Raw genomic sequence first — 17,497 nt, forward strand, 5'->3', positions numbered from 1 at the left:
TCCGACTAAAGCTAGAGACAAACCATTTTTTGAAGTAATTGGTGATTAATGGGTTTTAAGAATAGTCCGTAGCTTCAGCCGTGGGTTAAGGGACCCATATTCCATCGAGCTTTAGCCCAAATCTTCACCACCCCCTTAAAAACAAATGATTTTACTATAAAAAACATATTTTAGACTGGTATTATTTCTTCGGTTTGGGATCAACATAAGTGCCGTATTCACTGGCATTTCCCATTCTCCAGAAATAATTGTACAGAATCTTAGATACGTCTTCCATGACTTCTTCGGCTTCACCACTAACTTTGTGACTTTCCATAATGGCTACGGCATAAGGGCGCTGCTGCAGATTAACAATAGCCCATTCTACTGAAACTCCGTTAATAAACCCCGGCTTAAAAGCTATATCAACATTTTCGGCTATCCCGGCAGCAAGACGGCTGTCCTCTCTATCGGTCATTTTAAGGATGTCAACAATTTCTTTGGAGACATTGGGATTAATAAATTCACCTTTGTACAAAAGCTGAAGAATCTTAGCCGCTTCTGCAGGCGTTGCAAGATTCTCCTCTCCTCTCGCAGAAGCCGTAGAATTCATCATTTCCCGCTGTAGCAATGTTTGTTTCATTCCTAGGCTTTGCAGAGTTTTATTGACTTTTGGAATCCCTACCAGATCAATAAGAGAATTTGTAGCCGAATTATCGCTCAGGGCAATCATTAAAATTCCGAGATTTTTAATACTTAAAGGTGCAGGATCATCAAGATTTTTAAGGATGCCGGTACCTCCCACTAAGTTGGTCGAATTGACAGGCAACCGATCTGAAAGAGAATATTTCCCTTCACTGGCCTGCTTAAAAACTTCAATTAAAATTGGAATTTTAATTGAACTGGCCTGCGGAAACTGCACATCGGGATTCCAGGATATCTTTTCACCGGAAGTGAGATCAACTGCTACCAATCCTGTGATTGCAGGAGAACTTTGAAAAATCTCCTGAAGCTTTTTTTCTGTTTTCTGCTTCAGCATTTGCGCATTATTTTCCTGGGAGAAAAGAGCTGTAGAAGAGCAAAGGAATAGAATTGCTAAGAAAGGTCTTAATGTATTCATTGTAAGTTAAGTTTTAAACTTCAGATCTTCCAGGGATTACCAAGATGAGAGTTAGTGTACTTCGAGGGATTAAATTAAAAAGCGGCCGAAAAGCCGCTTTTTGAAGATCATTCTTTGAAGTCTGTATTGCGATCTGTAAAAAGATTGCTTTCTGCCAGCCGGATTATCTTTTCGTCATCGTGACCCAATACTCTTTTGGTTCGCAGGTACCTGTTATAATTATATTCGTCAAAATCTTCTGCTGCAGTATCCATATTACTTATGTGCACCTCGCCCATGGAATGGATGAACTTATTGTCTCCAATCCACATCCCTACGTGTATAATACGTTCTGAAGTTGTATCTGTTGCTTTTCTTCCGAAGTATAGCAGATCTCCAGCAGCAAGATTTTCAAAATTCTTTGTAGAATCAACCACCACTCCGGCTCTTATTTGCTGAGAAGCATCCCGCGGAATCACCATTCCGTTAAGGAAATAGATCGTTTTTGTATAACCGCTGCAATCCACTCCTTTTGGAGAAGTACCGCCCCACAAATATGGAAGACCTTTTAGTGTTTTGGATGTTTCAATTAAGGATTCTCCAGTAGGATCAAGAGAGGCAAGCCACTGCTCGTATGGCTGCGCTTCCTGTTTTTTAATAAATGCTGATTTATCACTCGGATATTTTACCTCGTAAAATCCTGATTTTTCCCCCACCAGTTCCAGGACATTGCCCGCTACAAGATCTGAAACTATTCCGGCTTCAGCGTTCGGCTCTTCATAAGAAGAACCTGCAGTATGAAGATACATTACCTTATCTGTAGCTTTCCATTGGGCCAGTTCTTCCGGAGTCATTGGGGTGATACCACCATAATCTACCCATGCGAGATAGCCCTCGGGTGTTTGGACATAATACCAGCCACCGTCTTTCTTGTAAACTTTTAAAGGCATTCCTAAGGTCGCCTGGGTAACAAGTTCGGAAGAATGGGCCGGCTTTGATCGTAGATTAGCCACAGAAATTTTTACCACTCCCTCTGTTTTTCCTTCAAGATCGGCAGAAGGAAGAAGAGCAATGCTATCTTTATAAGAGATATTCTGTGCTTCAAGTTTTTGTTTTAAAGAAGAAACAGCCTCTGGCATATTAGATTCTCCCTTTAAGACATATACTTCTCCTTCATCATTTGCTTCCACATCAAAAAGAGCAATTCTGGAATCGGGAGCGTATTCATCCCTAACTTCTGTAATATATGGGTCTACTTCATTTTCTGCAGAAGTTTCTTCCTTTTCGGTTTTACAGGAGTAAAGAGACACCAAAAGGAGGAGTGCCAAAAAGGTCAAATTTTTAATTGATTTCATTATTTATCTGTTTAATTCTTAACTAAATATAGGTAATTATTTTTCTTAAATCCTTTCGTAAATGACGGTGTTTACTAACCCTGCTGTTTAATGATTTTCATCACAGCATCAAGATCTGCATTTTCTATTAACTGCAAATCTTCTTTTTCAAGGCAGGTTAATCCTTTTGTGTTTTTTATTGCCTGTTCTTCTGTTCTTATCCCCGGAATGACCGTTGATACTTCAGGATAGCTGAGAATATAACTTAGCGCCAGCTCAGTCTTAGTTAAGCCATATTTTTCACATAACGGCCATATTTTCGTCACCGCTTCTTTATATGCTTGAATAACTGCAGGAGTTAAACGATTATTTCTATGATCGTTATCTGCAAATTCTGCACCGCTATCAAATTTCCCGGTAAGAAGCCCGAATTGCAAAGGCATGCGTGCAATTATTCCATAACCCGCCTCTGATGCTCTTTTAATGAGCGGAAGGGCTGTTTGATTAAGGATGTTCAAAACAAGCTGAAAACCATCTACAAGCTTATTTTCGATAAGGTATTCTGCTTCAGGAAAAGGTTCGTATGTGTTAAGGGATATACCCCAGTTTCTTATTTTTCCATGCTTTTGAAGCATTTGCATTGCTCCTATACAATCTTCCTGCTGCAAATGAGTTAGACGTGCCGTGTGCAGCTGATAATAGTCAATCGCATCCCGGCGGAGTCTTTTTAAACTGGCATCACAGGCTTCTAGGATATGCTGTTTTGAATAATCTACACCAAATTTTCCTTCTCGTGCTACATTCCCCACTTTAGAGGCCACAATTACATCCTCTCTGTTTCCAAGCATTTTTCCAATTAATTCCTCGGAGTGTCCTAATCCGTAAATATCGGCTGTATCAAAAAAATTAATTCCCTGGTCCAGGGCCTTAAAAATGGCATTTTGAGAGGTTCTGTCATCTGCCTCTCCCCAGCCAATAGCTGTATCGCCTACCATGGCACCACCACCAATGGCCCATGCTCCAAAACCTACTTCGCTGACAAATAGATCTGTTTTTCCAAAACGTCGTAAGTTCATAGTTATTAATTTTTAATTTTAGAGTATAACTCTGCACCGGTCCCATTTCTATCAGGAAAATGTATTTTTTCATCATATACCTTCACCCCATCTGCAATATCATTCTTGATGAGCATACCACCGTCCATATCCACGTAATCCAGTAAAGGAAGAAGATGGCCAATTGCCGAAAGTCCTACGGTAGATTCTGTCATACAGCCAACCATAACTTTCATTCCTAAACTAGTCGCTTCGGCAATCATTCGACGTGCGGGAGTAAGACCTCCGCATTTTGTAAGTTTAATATTCACGCCATGATATAATCCGGCACATTTGGCTACATCAGCTTCTGTAATGCAGCTTTCATCAGCTATGACCGGAAGAACAGAGTGCTCATATACTTCCGCCATCCCTGCTGTATCTGTAGCCTTAAGAGGTTGTTCAAGAAATTCAACCCCCAGATCTTTCATTAAAACCGAATAATCGATCGCCTGCCGCGCCGTCCAGGCTCCATTCGCATCAACCCGGAAAACGGCTTTGCTGTGTTTTCTCAATTCACTTACGATCTCCACGTCTTCGTCGGTACCCAGCTTAATTTTATAAATTGGCCAGGGAAATTCTTTCATTTTCTGAAGCATTTTTGAAATAGAATCTATTCCAATCGTGTAGTTCGAAAGCGGAAGGTCCTTTAACTCCAGTCCCCATAATTTATATAAAGGCATACCCATTCTTTTACCATGAAAATCATGCATGGCGATATCCAGGGAACACTGAGAGAAAGATTTGTTTTTAAAATGTGGTTTTAGAATTTCCCACATTTCCTCGGGGGTTAAATGCAGATTTTCGTCAACTATTGGCGCCACGGATTTTATGTCTTTAGCCATTCCCTCCACAGTCACCCCATAATAAGAAGTGGCAGCTGCTTCCCCGTAGCCGGTGAATTTACCATCGGAGAGTTCTACTATCAATGTTGGCTGTACATCACGGCTAATGTGGCTAATCCTGAAAGTATTTTTGAGTTCGAGGTTGTAGCTGTGAGTTTTCAGTATCATTCCTGTAAATTTTTATTAGTTGAGACTTCCCTGAATAAAGCCATCATAACTTCTGAAGCATCTATTTTTTCACGGGAAATTTTTAATAATATCCTTCAAACCAAATTTAATTCTATTCCTAATTTACACCCCCTTCCTCAATAGAAAAAGACCAAGACAGGTAATAGCAGCATTTACTAAAAGTATTTCAAAACCAAATTTATAACCGTTGAACCAAACTGTGGAATTGATATCCAGTAATACCGAAATAAGCGGAGAAGCAATACACACCAGGGGCACGAATTTGTCCTTAACTTTTACTTTTGACAGTAATCCAAAGGCGAAAAGACCGAGAAGCGGACCATAAGTGAACCCGGCCACTTTAAACACCGAATTCACCACACTACTGTCATTGATCTCATTAAAGATCACAATAACACAAAACATAAGAAGTGTAAATCCAATATGTACCATTAAGCGGGTTTTCTTCTGATTTTCCTGTTTTTGCTTTGGTATGTCCAGAATATCCACGCAAAAGGAAGTGGTTAAGGCCGTCAAAGCGGAATCTGCACTGGAAAAAGCAGCGGCAATAATACCCAACAGAAAGACAATCCCGGCGAGAATACCGAAATGATTTAGAGCCAGAAGCGGATAGAGATCGTCTGTACTTCCGGGAATTTCAATCCCCTGATCCATGGCAAATTTATAAAGCAATACGCCGAGAGCAAGAAAAAGCATAGTAGAAAAGAAGAAGGTAAGAGAGAACCAGAAAATGTTCTTTTGAGCATCCCTTGTCTTTTCAATTGTAAGGTTCTTCTGCATCACATTCTGGTCCAGCCCGTTCATAGCGATGGTGATAAAAATACCGGCAAGGAATGTTTTAAAGAAGTTCCGGTCAGACCTCCAGTCCCAATCAAAAATTCTGGACATATCACTTTCGGCAATAACATTTACCACATCTGGCGCACTTAAGTTCATTTGAGCGGTGATCATGTAGATGCTAATTAGTACAGCAAGTAAAAGAAAAGTGGTTTGCAGCGTATCTGTCCATACGATGGTTTTGATCCCGCCTCTAAAAGTGTAAAGCCAGATAAGAGCAATTGTAACAAACACTGTTACATAAAATGGAATTCCAAAGGCGTCAAAAAAGGCAATTTGGAGTACCAGTGCTGCGAGGAATAACCTGAAGGAAGCTCCAATAGTTTGCGAAACAAGAAAGAAACCTGAACCTGTGAGGTATGAATTTTGCCCAAATCTGTTCTGTAAATACTGGTAAATAGAAACTAGTTGTAGCTTATAGAATAAAGGGATCAACACCAGAGCAATAACTGCGTAACCTACCATATTTCCCATTACGAACTGCAAATACGTCCATCCCGAATTCCCAACTTCCCCCGGAACTGAAATAAAAGTTACTCCCGACAAAGTGGCCCCCACCATCCCGTAGGCCACAAGGAACCAGGGCGATTGGCGGTTTGCAGTAAAGAAGGTTGAATTATCGGCTTTCCGGGAGGTAAAGTGACTTATTGCCATCAAAAGGAGGAAATAACCCGCGATAATACCAAAGACCAGTAATGGAGTCATAGGTTTAATTTCAGAATTATTGAGAAATTATAATTTGCTGTCTATTAGGATCTCTTTAAAACCACTTTCATTCCCTGTCCTATCTACTGTGGTCACTGCAAGAGCTTTTAAATATACTTTGTCTCCATTCTTCCTTTCTACAAAACGACTGAATTTAGTTTCTATAGTGTTTCGATCAAAAATCTTATAGTCCCAAATTTCTCCATATCGAAAATACACTACATACCTGAACCCGTCTTCTGCATTTGCCGGCGCTATCCATGTGAGCTTTACAGACTGCCCATCTACCATGGGCACAGCTACTGGACTTTCAGGAGCTTTATTGTCAAGCCATGGACTGGCGGGAACCAGAGCCGGTTTTTTATAAGGTCCCTCAAGGATTGCAGTAGCAAGTTCCTTGCTCTTCACCATCGGGGCAATGCTCCAATGCACCACACCGGGGCTTTTTGGCAACATTCCCCGTGTGATCATAATTTGATTTATTACTTCATCCTCGCCCAAAGCAGCATTTATTCCCGGCCATAAATGCCTTTTTTTAAGGTTTTGTTCAGACCACCATCCCAAAAGAACCGGGAAACTCTGTGGAATTTGATTTATTTTCCAATAAAGCTGTGGGGTGTAATAATCTATCCAGCCTTCATTCAACCAAAGCTTTGCATCTGCATAAAGTTTATCGTATTGATCGTATCCAGCAATAGATTTGGGATAGCCAGGCCTCCAGATTCCGAATGGGCTCAACCCAAACTTCACATGTGGCTTTTTAGCTTTAATTTCTTCATACAAATTCTCAATAAAGCTGTTCACACTTTCCCTGCGCCAATCACCACGGCTAAGTTCCCCTCCCCCGGTCTGGTAGGCTTTCCAACTTATGTCATCGGGAAAATCGCCGCCGTGGTAAGAGTCATAAGGATAAAAGTAATCATCAAAATGGATGCCGTCAATATCGTAACGCTCTACAACATCCATTACCACAGCTGTGGAATGATCTTGTGTGCCCTTTTGTGAGGGATCCATCCAATAGTGTCCATCTTTTAATTTCACCACAAGTTCAGGATTTGTTTTGATGATGGATTGTTCGCTAATGTTTTTTCCCGAAGTATGGTGTGCCCTATAAGGATTAAACCAGGCATGCAGTTCAAGGCCACGATCATGAGCAGCTTCGATCCAAAAGTGCAAGGGATCATAAAAAGGATCTGGTGCTTTTCCCTGTTCGCCGGTGAGGAAATAAGACCACGGCTCCAGCTTGCTCTCATAAAGAGCGTCCGTTTGCGGACGAATTTGCAGGATTACCGCATTAAAGTTATGTTTCTTTAAAAGGTCCAGCAGGGCTATGGCTTCCTGTTGTTGTTCTTTGGAACTCAACCCTGGTTTGCTTGGCCAGTTAATATTTGCCACACTGGCAACCCACGCCGCCCGGAATTCTCTATTGGCCTGGGGGTGATCTGCAGGTTCTTCAATAACATCCTGGACAATTGCCTCCTCTTCAATGGGAGGAACAGGGGTTGTTTGAAGTTCAGCAGGCTCTTCAGACACAGCAGGCGCTTGGCTATCTTCGGCAGGTTCACTCGAGGGAGTGGTAGTGTTCTGTTGGGTTTTACAGCCTAATAACAAGAGGAGGAAACACAAAAGTATAAAACAAGGGGTGCGAAAAAATGTCATTTTTATGAGGTGTATGGGATAAGAATAAGCGACACAAAAAAAATATAAAAAATTGCCCCCAAGGCTTTCACCAAAGGGGGCTAACTTTACTTTCCACGGATCTGGGAAAATTTACCAGCCCGGATTTTGTTCTAAATCTACCCCTTGATCTTCATAAAGTTTTATTTGATCAAGTGGGATTGGTGCAAGATATACTCTTGGATCTGTAAATTCTCGCTGCAACTCTTCTGCCGCAGCTGGAACAATATAACCTTGAGTCGCATCTGCCGGTAAGTAGATTCCATTTTCGTCTGCTAATTGCACCGCACTCAAGTCGGCGTCAGGATAATCGGTTTTATCTATCCATGCTCCCATATTTATTTCAGTAGCATTTTCAAAACCATCTGTTGTGTCAAGATCCTCAAATTGAGACCATCTTCTCAAATCATCATACCTGAAGCCTTCCATCATCAATTCGATTCTTCTTTCTCTCCTTACTTCCCAAATAAAAGATGGAACACTTGGATCTCTTTCAGGATCATCATAAACGACTCCATCAACAGCAGGTTGACCACCAATAATTTGCAAGTGTGGCAGATCTATTCCAGGACGGGATCTCAGGACGTTGACTGATATGTCAAGATCTTCCTGGGTGACCTCAGGTCCCCCCAAAGTAGCCAATTCTGCAACGGCTTCAATGTAATTCAACAGGACTTCTCCATATCTAATAATAGGTGCATCAGTAGGGTTAAGATTAGAGCTACCAATAGGTTCATCTGCGATTTCCTCATTTAAGAACTTATGAATTGCATATCCCGTTGTAGAATAATTCGATGATACTCCGTCCAATCTTAATTCATAGGGAACCACAGTTTGGTATAAACGTGGATCCCGCGCTGCCATCACAGCCTCGATCCCATGATCGTCATAAGTGGCCGGATCAATTGGAAGACCTTGTGCTGTCAAATAAGCTTCAACGGCTTCTTTTGACATTCCTGTTTGAGGTTCTTTATTCACATAACTATTTAAAGAATGAGTAAGCATTCCCGGTTCATATTCACGGAATAAAATAACTTCAGGATTTCCTGCAAGACTTAAAGAGCTAAATACATCCCGATAGTTACCTAAAGAAAATTCCCCGGATTGGATAACTTCTTTAGCAGCCCATTTTGCAGCTTCAAGATACTCTCTTGCTTTTTCAGGATTCTGAGCGTGATATTTTTGCCAGGTACCTTCGAATAAAAATATGCGGGACATATATGCAAGGACAACACTACGATCGACCATTTGTTGCTCATTGGCGACATTTTCCCTAACATTCTCAGCGGCATATTGAAAATCCTCTAAAACCTTATCCATAACAAAAGTTCTCTCATCGCGTTTTTTATAGAGCATTTCGTTATCATTTTCAGTCAATTCAGCACCATACCATGGCACATCACCAAATTGTTTTACCAGATCAAAATACTCCAGCCCACGGAAAAATCTTCCTACGCCAGTCCAATGCTCAACAGCTTCCTCTGGCATTGGGACATCTTGTACTCTGTCAATGAAGATATTCGCTTTTCTCACCCAGGCGAAAGACCATCCACCTCCCGAAACTGGTACATTTTTAAGGAAAAGTGGTGGTGCAGTTGGTGCAAAGTCGTCATTGAAGGATTCTCCCGAGAAATAATCGCCCCATGAGTAACCTGATCCATAACCTACGAAGTACGCAGGATAGAACCCATAAGAAAAAGTTTCTACATTCTCTTCGGAAGTCCAGTAAGTTTCATCTGTAAATCGATCTAACGGAGGCGTTTCAAGAAAATCTTTCTCACAACCTGTCAACCAAAGAGACAGAAAAACAATTGTTAATAATTTTGAAGTTTTCATATTCTATTTTTTTATATTATAAAGAAACCTGCAGTCCAACAGAAAGTGATCGTCTAAAAGGATACACCCTTCCAAAAGTGTTAGGATCGTTCCTTCCAGAAGGGGTTAAATCAATTTCAGGATCTACAGGAACATGTAAGTTTGTGAATTCGAATAGGTTTTCCCCACTAAAATATATTCTGAATTTATTAAATCCTAGACGGTCGATAACATTTTCTGATAACGAATATCCAAAAGTTATATTTTTCATCCTTAGATATGACATATCTAGTAGATACTTCGTCTGGGGCATAAAGTTCCTAATCTGATTGGACTGAGACTGGTCTGTTGGACGTGGATAAAAAGCATTAGTGTTTTCGGGTGTCCAGTAATCGAGTTGATGTGCGTACCAACCCTCAGCATATCTGTATCCCGGAATGACTACGGGTCCATTTGCCCACATGTCCCTTTTCCCAACACCTTGCATAAATGCGCTTAAGTCGAACCCTTTCCAGTCAGCACCAAGTGTAAAGCTATATTGATACCTTGGCGTGGTATTTCCTATGACTCTTAGGTCCCCATGATCATCAACGGTATTTGCACCATAAGTTATTACTCCATCTCCATCAAGATCAGCATATCGAATATCTCCGGGGCCGTATACAAACCAACTATTCTCATAAAGCGCCTGGGAAGGAATTCCTTCTACAAGAGTACCATCTGGATTAAAGTCATCTTCAGAAAAGAATCCGACAGTTTCATATCCCCAGATTTCCCCGAGCTCCTTACCTTCATAAAATGAATTGATACCCATTGTTGTGTTAGCAAATTTTGTTATTTCTTCTGTGAAATCTGAAAGAGTTGCTCCAAAGGTAATATTTAACCCATTGTCAAAAAGATGCCTATAAGAAAGGGCCGATTCCCACCCTGTTGTAGTTAACTCTCCAAAGTTCCTAACTGGCGACCCGGTTCCAAAAGTGCTCGGGAGAGTGACACCGGCAGTGTGCATGTCACTCACAGTTCTTTCGTACCAGTCAAAGGTGAAAGACAACTTATCGCTAAAGAATCGGGCATCCACACCAAAATCCAGCGTTGTAACGGTTTCCCATGTGAGATCTGCTGGTAAAGCTCCTGGAGTACCTGCGGTGACCATTTCCTGACCCCCTATTAACCAGTTGGAGCCGTATGAACTCATAATTCTATAGATATTACTCATATAGGAGTTCTGGTTTCCAATTGATCCGTAAGAGGCTCTCAATTTCAAGAATGAAAGGGTAGGATTTGCAAATTCCATATAGTTTTCTTCTGTAAGAATATACCCTACAGATCCTGATGGAAAAAATGCCCAACGATCCGTCGCCGATAATTTCGATGAACCGTCGTAACGGCCATTCAACTCAAAAAGGAATTTTTCCAGGTAAGCGTAATTAATTCTACCAAAGACTCCTAATGTTGCCCATTGATCCCGTGCCCCATTGACAAACATATCTCCTGTAGCCAAGTCAATTTCTCCCATTGATGGATCCATTAACTCCCTTTTCTGTGAGCTGTGGTACCAGTACTCATAATCTACCATATCTCCACCGGCCATTACTTTAATAGAGTGGTCTCCTATTTCATTTTCATATGTAGCAAAAACTTTGGCAGTATTACGGAGACTCCATGCCGAACTATACTGCACCCGGTCATAAGATGCACTACTGTAGGGGCCATACTCAAGATCTGGTCCGGTTGCCCAGAAGTTGTAGGCGTAATAAGTTCCACCCACCTCATGAATATGTTCATTCATCTTGTCATGCGTATAATCAAAATTTACTTCCAAACCTTCTAAAGGTGTTAGAGTGGCGCCCAGTCCCAGTCGAGCAAGAGCACTTGACTCTTCTGTCATAGTACCCTGAGCTACTTCAGAAATATGATTTCTAAAAGGATGGCCTTCATACGTTCCATAAGGGTAAGTTCTGGGCCAACGAGTAGTATAGTACCAGGCATCATAGGTCCTGTTTGCATCAATGGGGTATGTCCGGTAAGTATCGGAGTATAGAAGATTCGCACGGGCCTCAAACCAATCAGTTATATTTGAACTAACATTCAAGTTGAGGTTATACCTGTCATATTGATCAGGGTTTGCCGCCAACACACCTTCCTGACCTAGATAACCAAGACCAAGATAATAATTAGTATTCTCACTTCCACCAGAAACTGACAGATCATGCTTTACTTGTGGTGTCCATTCTCTAACAAATAATTCCTGAGCATCCCATGGTCTGTAAAAGAAGAGGCGGCCATCTCTAATTTCGAAATCCCTTCCCAATACCATTTCTGGTCCTAAATCCTGATCTCCATAAAGTTCTTCCCATTCGCGCATTTTCTCAATGGCCAAATCGTCAAAATACATTCCCACAATACCGTATGAAGGAAGGCCTGGTATTCTTCTTCTCACAGCAGCCAAAGACATTTCGGCACCTTCTGCAGCCGGCGCAAGCTCTGGCGTCTCTGTAGGAGTAGCCCATGAAAAGTTGTTCGAATAGGCAACTACGGGATTTGTATTTCTAACTCCTTTCTTTGTAGTAATAAGAACAACCCCCCAAGCGGCTCTTGATCCATAAATGGAAGTTGATGCCGCATCCTTCAAAACCGAAATTGATTCTATGTCTTGAGGATTAACCATATTAAGGTTATCTATCTCCACGTTATCAACAAGAATTAGCGGTTCTGCCCCCCCACCGGTACCTAGTGTACCAATATTTCCTCTCAATTTTATCGATGGAGAAGTTCCAATTCGTCCACTGGGTGAGGTAATCGTTAATCCTGGCGTCGTTCCCTGAAGTCCACTTGCAACATCTGTAATTGGACGAGCTTCCAAAATTTCAGTATCAATCGTGGATACTGCTCCCGTCAGGTTTGCACGTTTTTGACTTCCATAACCAACAACAACAACCTCATCAAGTCTTTCTACATTAGGAGAAAGAATGATTTCTTGAAAATCCTGATTATCAATAATGATTTCTTTTTCCAGAAAACCTACATAAGAAATAACCAAAGTAGCATTTTCTTCTGCGACTGTAAGGCTGAACTCTCCGTCAAAATCTGTTGTTGTACCAATTGAAGTGTTTTTGACGTATACCGAAGCACCAGGAATTGGCATTCTTTTTTCATCAATTACTCGTCCGGTTACTTCGCGATCCTGCGCAAACGTTTGCGACACGATACCCAGAAACAGAAGGACAAGAAGTAGCTGTAATCTTCTCATAATTATAAATTTGATTAATTAGGTCAATTTTTGATCTGATTATAAAATAAGTGGTAGCAAGATAATGCAATTTATTCTAAATATAAAAAACTTTATTAAAATTTCTCAGTATTATTTGAAAGACTTTTATAAAATTTTCATATAAGTTTATAAAAAGTAGCTTCAAACTTACTCCCTACTTCGGGAAAATTTTAAAACTTTCCTAACACTGCGGTACTCCTCAAGCAACCTCCTGGCTTCATCTTCATTGATGTCAAGTTCCTCCATAATCATTTTAATTCCTCTATGAACCAGTTTCTTATTAGAAAGCTGCATATCCACCATCTTATTACCTTTTACCCTACCCATCCTGATCATACTTGCAGTCGAGATCATATTAAGAACAAGCTTTTGAGCAGTTCCAGATTTCATCCTGGTGCTGCCGGTGACAAATTCCGGTCCCACCACGACTTCAATGGGGTATTCCACTTCCGCGGCCAATGGACTATTTTTGTTACAGGTAATACAACCAGTAGCTATTCCCATTTCCCTGGCTTTTTTTACTCCTCCTATTACATAAGGAGTAGTTCCCGAAGCGGCTATTCCTACAAGCACATCCTTATCGCTAATATGAAATTTATCCAGATCTTTCCAGCCCTGCTCAAGGTCATCTTCGGCATTTTCCACCGCATGTCTTAAAGCATTGTCACCACCTGCAATTAAACCTATTACCCAATCTTCGGACACCCCAAAGGTTGGCGGACATTCAGAAGCATCAAGAACTCCCAACCTGCCACTGGTTCCTGCTCCAATATAAAAAAGTCTCCCTCCTTCCTGCATCCTGGAAACCACCACATCCACAAGTTTTTTAATGGAATGAATCTCCTTATCCACTGCAAATGGTACAGTTTGGTCTTCCTTATTAATATTGTTGAGCAACTCAAGGCTGCTCATCTTCTCGAGATGATCGTAATTAGAAGCACTCTCGGTAGTTGATTTATTTTCCATGACTATTTATATTATTCTGATGAAGGTCTGAAACTGGAAAAGACTCCCGGGATGGTCTTTTCGGGACCCCAGTCTATACCCGGAGTTCTGAAGAAGTTAATATCCAATGCTCTTAAGCGGTCACCGTGTTTTCCTAGTCTTTGTTTAAAGGATTCAAAATTTCTTTTTTCTCCTGGCGTCCAACCTACTTCGGCAGCTGCCATGGCACGGGGCCAAAAGCGGTTATCCATCATTTCATCGCTTAGCACGAATTCACTCCAAACCGGAGCCTCAACCCCAATTACATTAGGATTATCATTTATAAAACTATAATTGTCTTCAAGGCTTACTCCATCCTTTTTGCACCAATTATTAGTGTTCTCCTGTCCCGGTACATTTGCATGGTCAAAATAGAATTGAGAACATAAGGAGTGGATCACCTTAAGTTCTTTCACAACACTTTCCACAGTTCCTCTCCAAACCTGACTGATAAGATTAGAACTTACTTTCGCTTTGGTCACTTCTTCCCAACCAATAGTGGTTTTTCCATAAGTTTGGACTATAGAATCTGCCTTAACCACAAATTCCTTATACCTTGGATCTTCTATTTCATCTCCACCAATATGTATCCACGGACCCTTTGTGATCTCTGCCATCTCCCCTATCACATCTGAAACAAATTGATAAATTTCTGGATTTTCCAGGCAAAATTTACTCCAGCCAACATTGTAATCCTGAAACATTTCTGGTGGGGTTGCACGTTTTGGAGTGAGATTGGAATATTCTTCACAGTTCAATTCAGGATATGAGGCCAAAGCCGCATAAATATGGCCCGGCATATCTATTTCCGGAATAACTATAATGTTTCTTGCCAGTGCATAGTCCTGCAGTTCCTTATATTCTTCTTGTGTCAGGAATCCAGATCTTCCTCTTCTCACAGAACCTTTAGAACCTATTTCTGTTAGCTTAGGCCAATCCTTGATCTCTATTCTCCAGCCCTGGTCATCGGTAAGATGTAAATGCAGACGGTTCATTTTATAAAGAGCCATCCGGTCCACATGGCGTTTCAGGTAGTCCAGACCAAAAAAGCTTCGGGCGACATCTACCATCGTTCCTCTCCAGGAAAACTCCGGTTGATCAATTATACTGGTCTGCCTTAGCACAATTTGTCCATTTAGTTTCTCATTTTCAATTGCAGCGGGAAACATTTGCCTAAGCGTTTGGATACCGTAGAAAAGCCCGGCTTTTGAAGCAGCTTTAAGGTGAACTCCTTCAGCTGTTATATCTAATTGATATCCTTCTTCACCTAAAGCATTTGCTAATGAGGCATCTTGTTCTATTTTCCAGTTTCCGCAGTTTCCAAAATTCTGAGTAGAAACTGCAAAGCCGGCTTTTGATAGCAGTTCGTTCAACCATTGAGAGGCTTCCAATCCTTCTCCCTGGTAACAAATCGTATTTTGTGAAGGAATAACGTACACTCCATTTTTCCAGGTCACCTGTGCAGGAAGAGGGATTAAAGCGGGCTCTTCAGCAAGAGCAACAGGTTGTGGGGTTTCAATAATTTCTGTTCCCCCACAGGACAAGACGACTATGGCAAGAAGTATGAAACTAAAGCCTTTAAAAATGTATTTCATGATGATATTTTTATTTGACGTGATGGAGGGGGCGGGAAAAAATTTAATTCCCATAACGATCTATATTCTCAATTTTATCCATATCTAAAAGTAAATTTGCCACTTGACGGGTAACTGCCTCAAAAAATTTCTTCCCTTTTTCTTCGGACGCTTTTTTTGGATTTCCAATACCGGTATCTGCCGAAACCATATGCCACTTACGTTCGGACCAGGCCCAGCCTTCTTTTATTGCAGTGAGTCGGGACTTTTTCTCTTCCCCATTTCCTGCTTCTTCCAGTGGAAGCACAAGATCTGGTATTAGATGCAGCATGAGGCTGGTCTCCATCTCATCTGCATGATCGCCTGCTTCTTCAAAGTACTGTTTCCGGTCTACTGCTTGAAAAAAATTTGTGGTTATAAGAAGCATTTTTGGATACCTTGCTCCCACTTCTCTCAGGAGTGCCTTAAAATTATTTCCGCCGTGACCATTCAGTAAAAGAAGTTTATGAATTCCCTGGCGGTTTAGAACCTCCACAATATCATTCAGGATGGCCAGTTGCGTGGTAGGATAAAGATTTATGCACAAATCGACATCTGCCTGACCGGTATTAACTCCAAAAGGAATATTGGGAAGTACCAGCACTTTTGCGCCGGCATTCCAGGCTTTTTTAGCAGCTTCTGCTGCTATGGCTTCAATCTGATAATTATCTGTAGCGTAAGGTAGATGGTAATTATGAGCCTCTGTGGCACCCCAGGTGAGTACCGCTACTTCAGTTTTTTGTTCTTTTATTGTTTTCCAGTTAGATTCAGCTAGAACATAAGGTCTCATGTCTTTCTTATTTTATGTCCTGCGACGGCGTAGTAAAGAATGAACAAATAAAGGGGAATGGCTACCAAGTATGCATCCTGCTTATCCAGGATCTCTGCCAGGCCTCCGTAAGCAAGGGGGATAATAGCTCCTCCAGCAATTCCCATTACCAGCAAAGAGGAAACGGCCTTTGTAAGCTTCCCTACATCTGCCAGGGCTAAAGGCCAAATTGCAGGCCACATTAGGGAGTTAGCCAATCCTAATAGTGCGATAAAAGCTACAGATAGAAAGTCTGAAGTAAATATAGCCCCCAGTGTAAATAACACTCCCAAAATTGCACATACTTTTAAAGCATTTTCCTGCTTGATATACTTCGGAATAGCCACGATACCTATTAAATAACCTACTATCATTGCTACCATTGTACCGGTGGTGAAACCTTTAGCTGTCTCAAAATCGAATCCCTGAAAAATTCCATAATCAATAATAGTATCGACAGAAATTACTTCCACTCCCACATATATAAAAAGAGTAACAACACCTAATATGGCGTGTGGATAATCTGAAACCTTTTTAGTCGTCTTTTGAACAGCATTGCCCTCGACTTCGTCTTCTGCCTCCACTTCGGGAAGACTTGATTTATACACCCAAAGAGCCAAAAGAAGTAGCACTACAATAATTCCTATATAAGGAGGAATTACCCTAAGAGCCATTTCATCCAAAGCCGATTCATTGGTGGTTCCAACAAGTTCCTCAGCTTTGTCTAATTGTAAAAAGAATCCTATGATGATGGGAGCCGCCGCACCTGCAAGTTTATTGCAAATTCCCATGATGCTTATTCTTTTTGCAGCACTCTCTGCCGGTCCCACTATAGTCACATAAGGATTTACAGCAGTTTGAAGAATGGCCAATCCACCTCCCATAACAAATAATCCTAAAAGAAAGATCAAATAAGTGCGATTCATCGCCGCAGGAATGAATAGGAAGGCTCCAACAGCCATTACCCCCAAAGCGACTGACATTCCTTTTTTGAACCCGAAATGATTTAGTGTTCTGGTAGAAATAGGTGCCATAACTACATAGGCGATGTAAAAAGCAAAGGTTACAAAATAGGACTGGAAAGTCGTTAGTTCACACGCAATCTTAAGGTAAGGAATCAGGAGGGCATTAAGCCAGGTAACGAATCCAAAGATAAAGAATAAGACTCCGATGATAATTATGGAACGTGTGGTGTTGCCGGAATCTTTAACGGCTGAATTATTTGAAGTAATAGTTGATTCTGCCAT

The 17,497-nt window shown here is 41.2% G+C and carries 12 protein-coding genes; all 12 read right to left on the reverse strand.

Going from position 1 to position 17,497, the window contains the following annotated elements:
* Positions 1–181: 181 nt before the first annotated feature.
* The 12 genes from H148_RS0107505 to H148_RS0107560 all read right to left on the reverse strand — a co-directional run bounded on the left by H148_RS0107505 (position 182) and on the right by H148_RS0107560 (position 17,497).
* On the reverse strand, positions 182–1,099 hold the full coding sequence (locus H148_RS0107505) for a serine hydrolase (RefSeq protein ID WP_083961609.1): 918 nt from the start codon (positions 1,097–1,099) through the stop codon (positions 182–184).
* A 107-nt stretch (positions 1,100–1,206) separates the two neighbouring features.
* Positions 1,207–2,433: a C40 family peptidase gene (locus H148_RS0107510; protein ID WP_037324817.1), complete on the reverse strand. Its 1,227-nt coding sequence runs from the start codon at positions 2,431–2,433 to the stop codon at positions 1,207–1,209.
* 74 nt (positions 2,434–2,507) lie between these two features.
* The gene (locus H148_RS17460; protein WP_051286292.1) at positions 2,508–3,488 is read right to left on the reverse strand and encodes an aldo/keto reductase; all 981 of its coding nucleotides are present in this window, start codon (positions 3,486–3,488) and stop codon (positions 2,508–2,510) included.
* Positions 3,489–3,493: 5 nt separating this feature from the next.
* The gene (locus H148_RS0107520; RefSeq protein ID WP_029034253.1) at positions 3,494–4,519 is read right to left on the reverse strand and encodes a dipeptide epimerase; all 1,026 of its coding nucleotides are present in this window, start codon (positions 4,517–4,519) and stop codon (positions 3,494–3,496) included.
* Positions 4,520–4,642: 123 nt separating this feature from the next.
* A complete protein-coding gene (locus tag H148_RS0107525) occupies positions 4,643–6,082 on the reverse strand; it encodes a sodium:solute symporter (protein ID WP_029034254.1) in 1,440 nt (479 codons plus the stop codon).
* A 27-nt stretch (positions 6,083–6,109) separates the two neighbouring features.
* The gene (locus H148_RS0107530) at positions 6,110–7,741 is read right to left on the reverse strand and encodes a glycoside hydrolase family 10-like protein (RefSeq protein ID WP_037324821.1); all 1,632 of its coding nucleotides are present in this window, start codon (positions 7,739–7,741) and stop codon (positions 6,110–6,112) included.
* 111 nt (positions 7,742–7,852) lie between these two features.
* The gene (locus H148_RS0107535) at positions 7,853–9,595 is read right to left on the reverse strand and encodes a RagB/SusD family nutrient uptake outer membrane protein (RefSeq protein WP_029034256.1); all 1,743 of its coding nucleotides are present in this window, start codon (positions 9,593–9,595) and stop codon (positions 7,853–7,855) included.
* Positions 9,596–9,611: 16 nt separating this feature from the next.
* Entirely contained in the window at positions 9,612–12,824 is a 3,213-nt protein-coding gene (locus tag H148_RS0107540) for a SusC/RagA family TonB-linked outer membrane protein (RefSeq protein WP_029034257.1), read from the reverse strand.
* A 168-nt stretch (positions 12,825–12,992) separates the two neighbouring features.
* Complete coding sequence (murQ, locus tag H148_RS0107545) at positions 12,993–13,811, reverse strand: N-acetylmuramic acid 6-phosphate etherase (protein WP_029034258.1); 819 nt, start codon at positions 13,809–13,811, stop codon at positions 12,993–12,995.
* Positions 13,812–13,822: 11 nt separating this feature from the next.
* On the reverse strand, positions 13,823–15,424 hold the full coding sequence (locus H148_RS17465; protein WP_169578555.1) for a beta-N-acetylhexosaminidase: 1,602 nt from the start codon (positions 15,422–15,424) through the stop codon (positions 13,823–13,825).
* Positions 15,425–15,467: 43 nt separating this feature from the next.
* Positions 15,468–16,232, reverse strand: coding sequence for a creatininase family protein (locus H148_RS0107555; protein ID WP_029034259.1), 765 nt, complete (start codon positions 16,230–16,232; stop codon positions 15,468–15,470).
* Positions 16,229–17,497, reverse strand: coding sequence for a sugar MFS transporter (locus H148_RS0107560; RefSeq protein WP_051286296.1), 1,269 nt, complete (start codon positions 17,495–17,497; stop codon positions 16,229–16,231). Before H148_RS0107560 ends, H148_RS0107555 begins: the two co-directional genes overlap by 4 nt.

The sequence above is a fragment of the Salinimicrobium terrae DSM 17865 genome (assembly GCF_000424665.1).
Taxonomy (GTDB): domain Bacteria; phylum Bacteroidota; class Bacteroidia; order Flavobacteriales; family Flavobacteriaceae; genus Salinimicrobium; species Salinimicrobium terrae.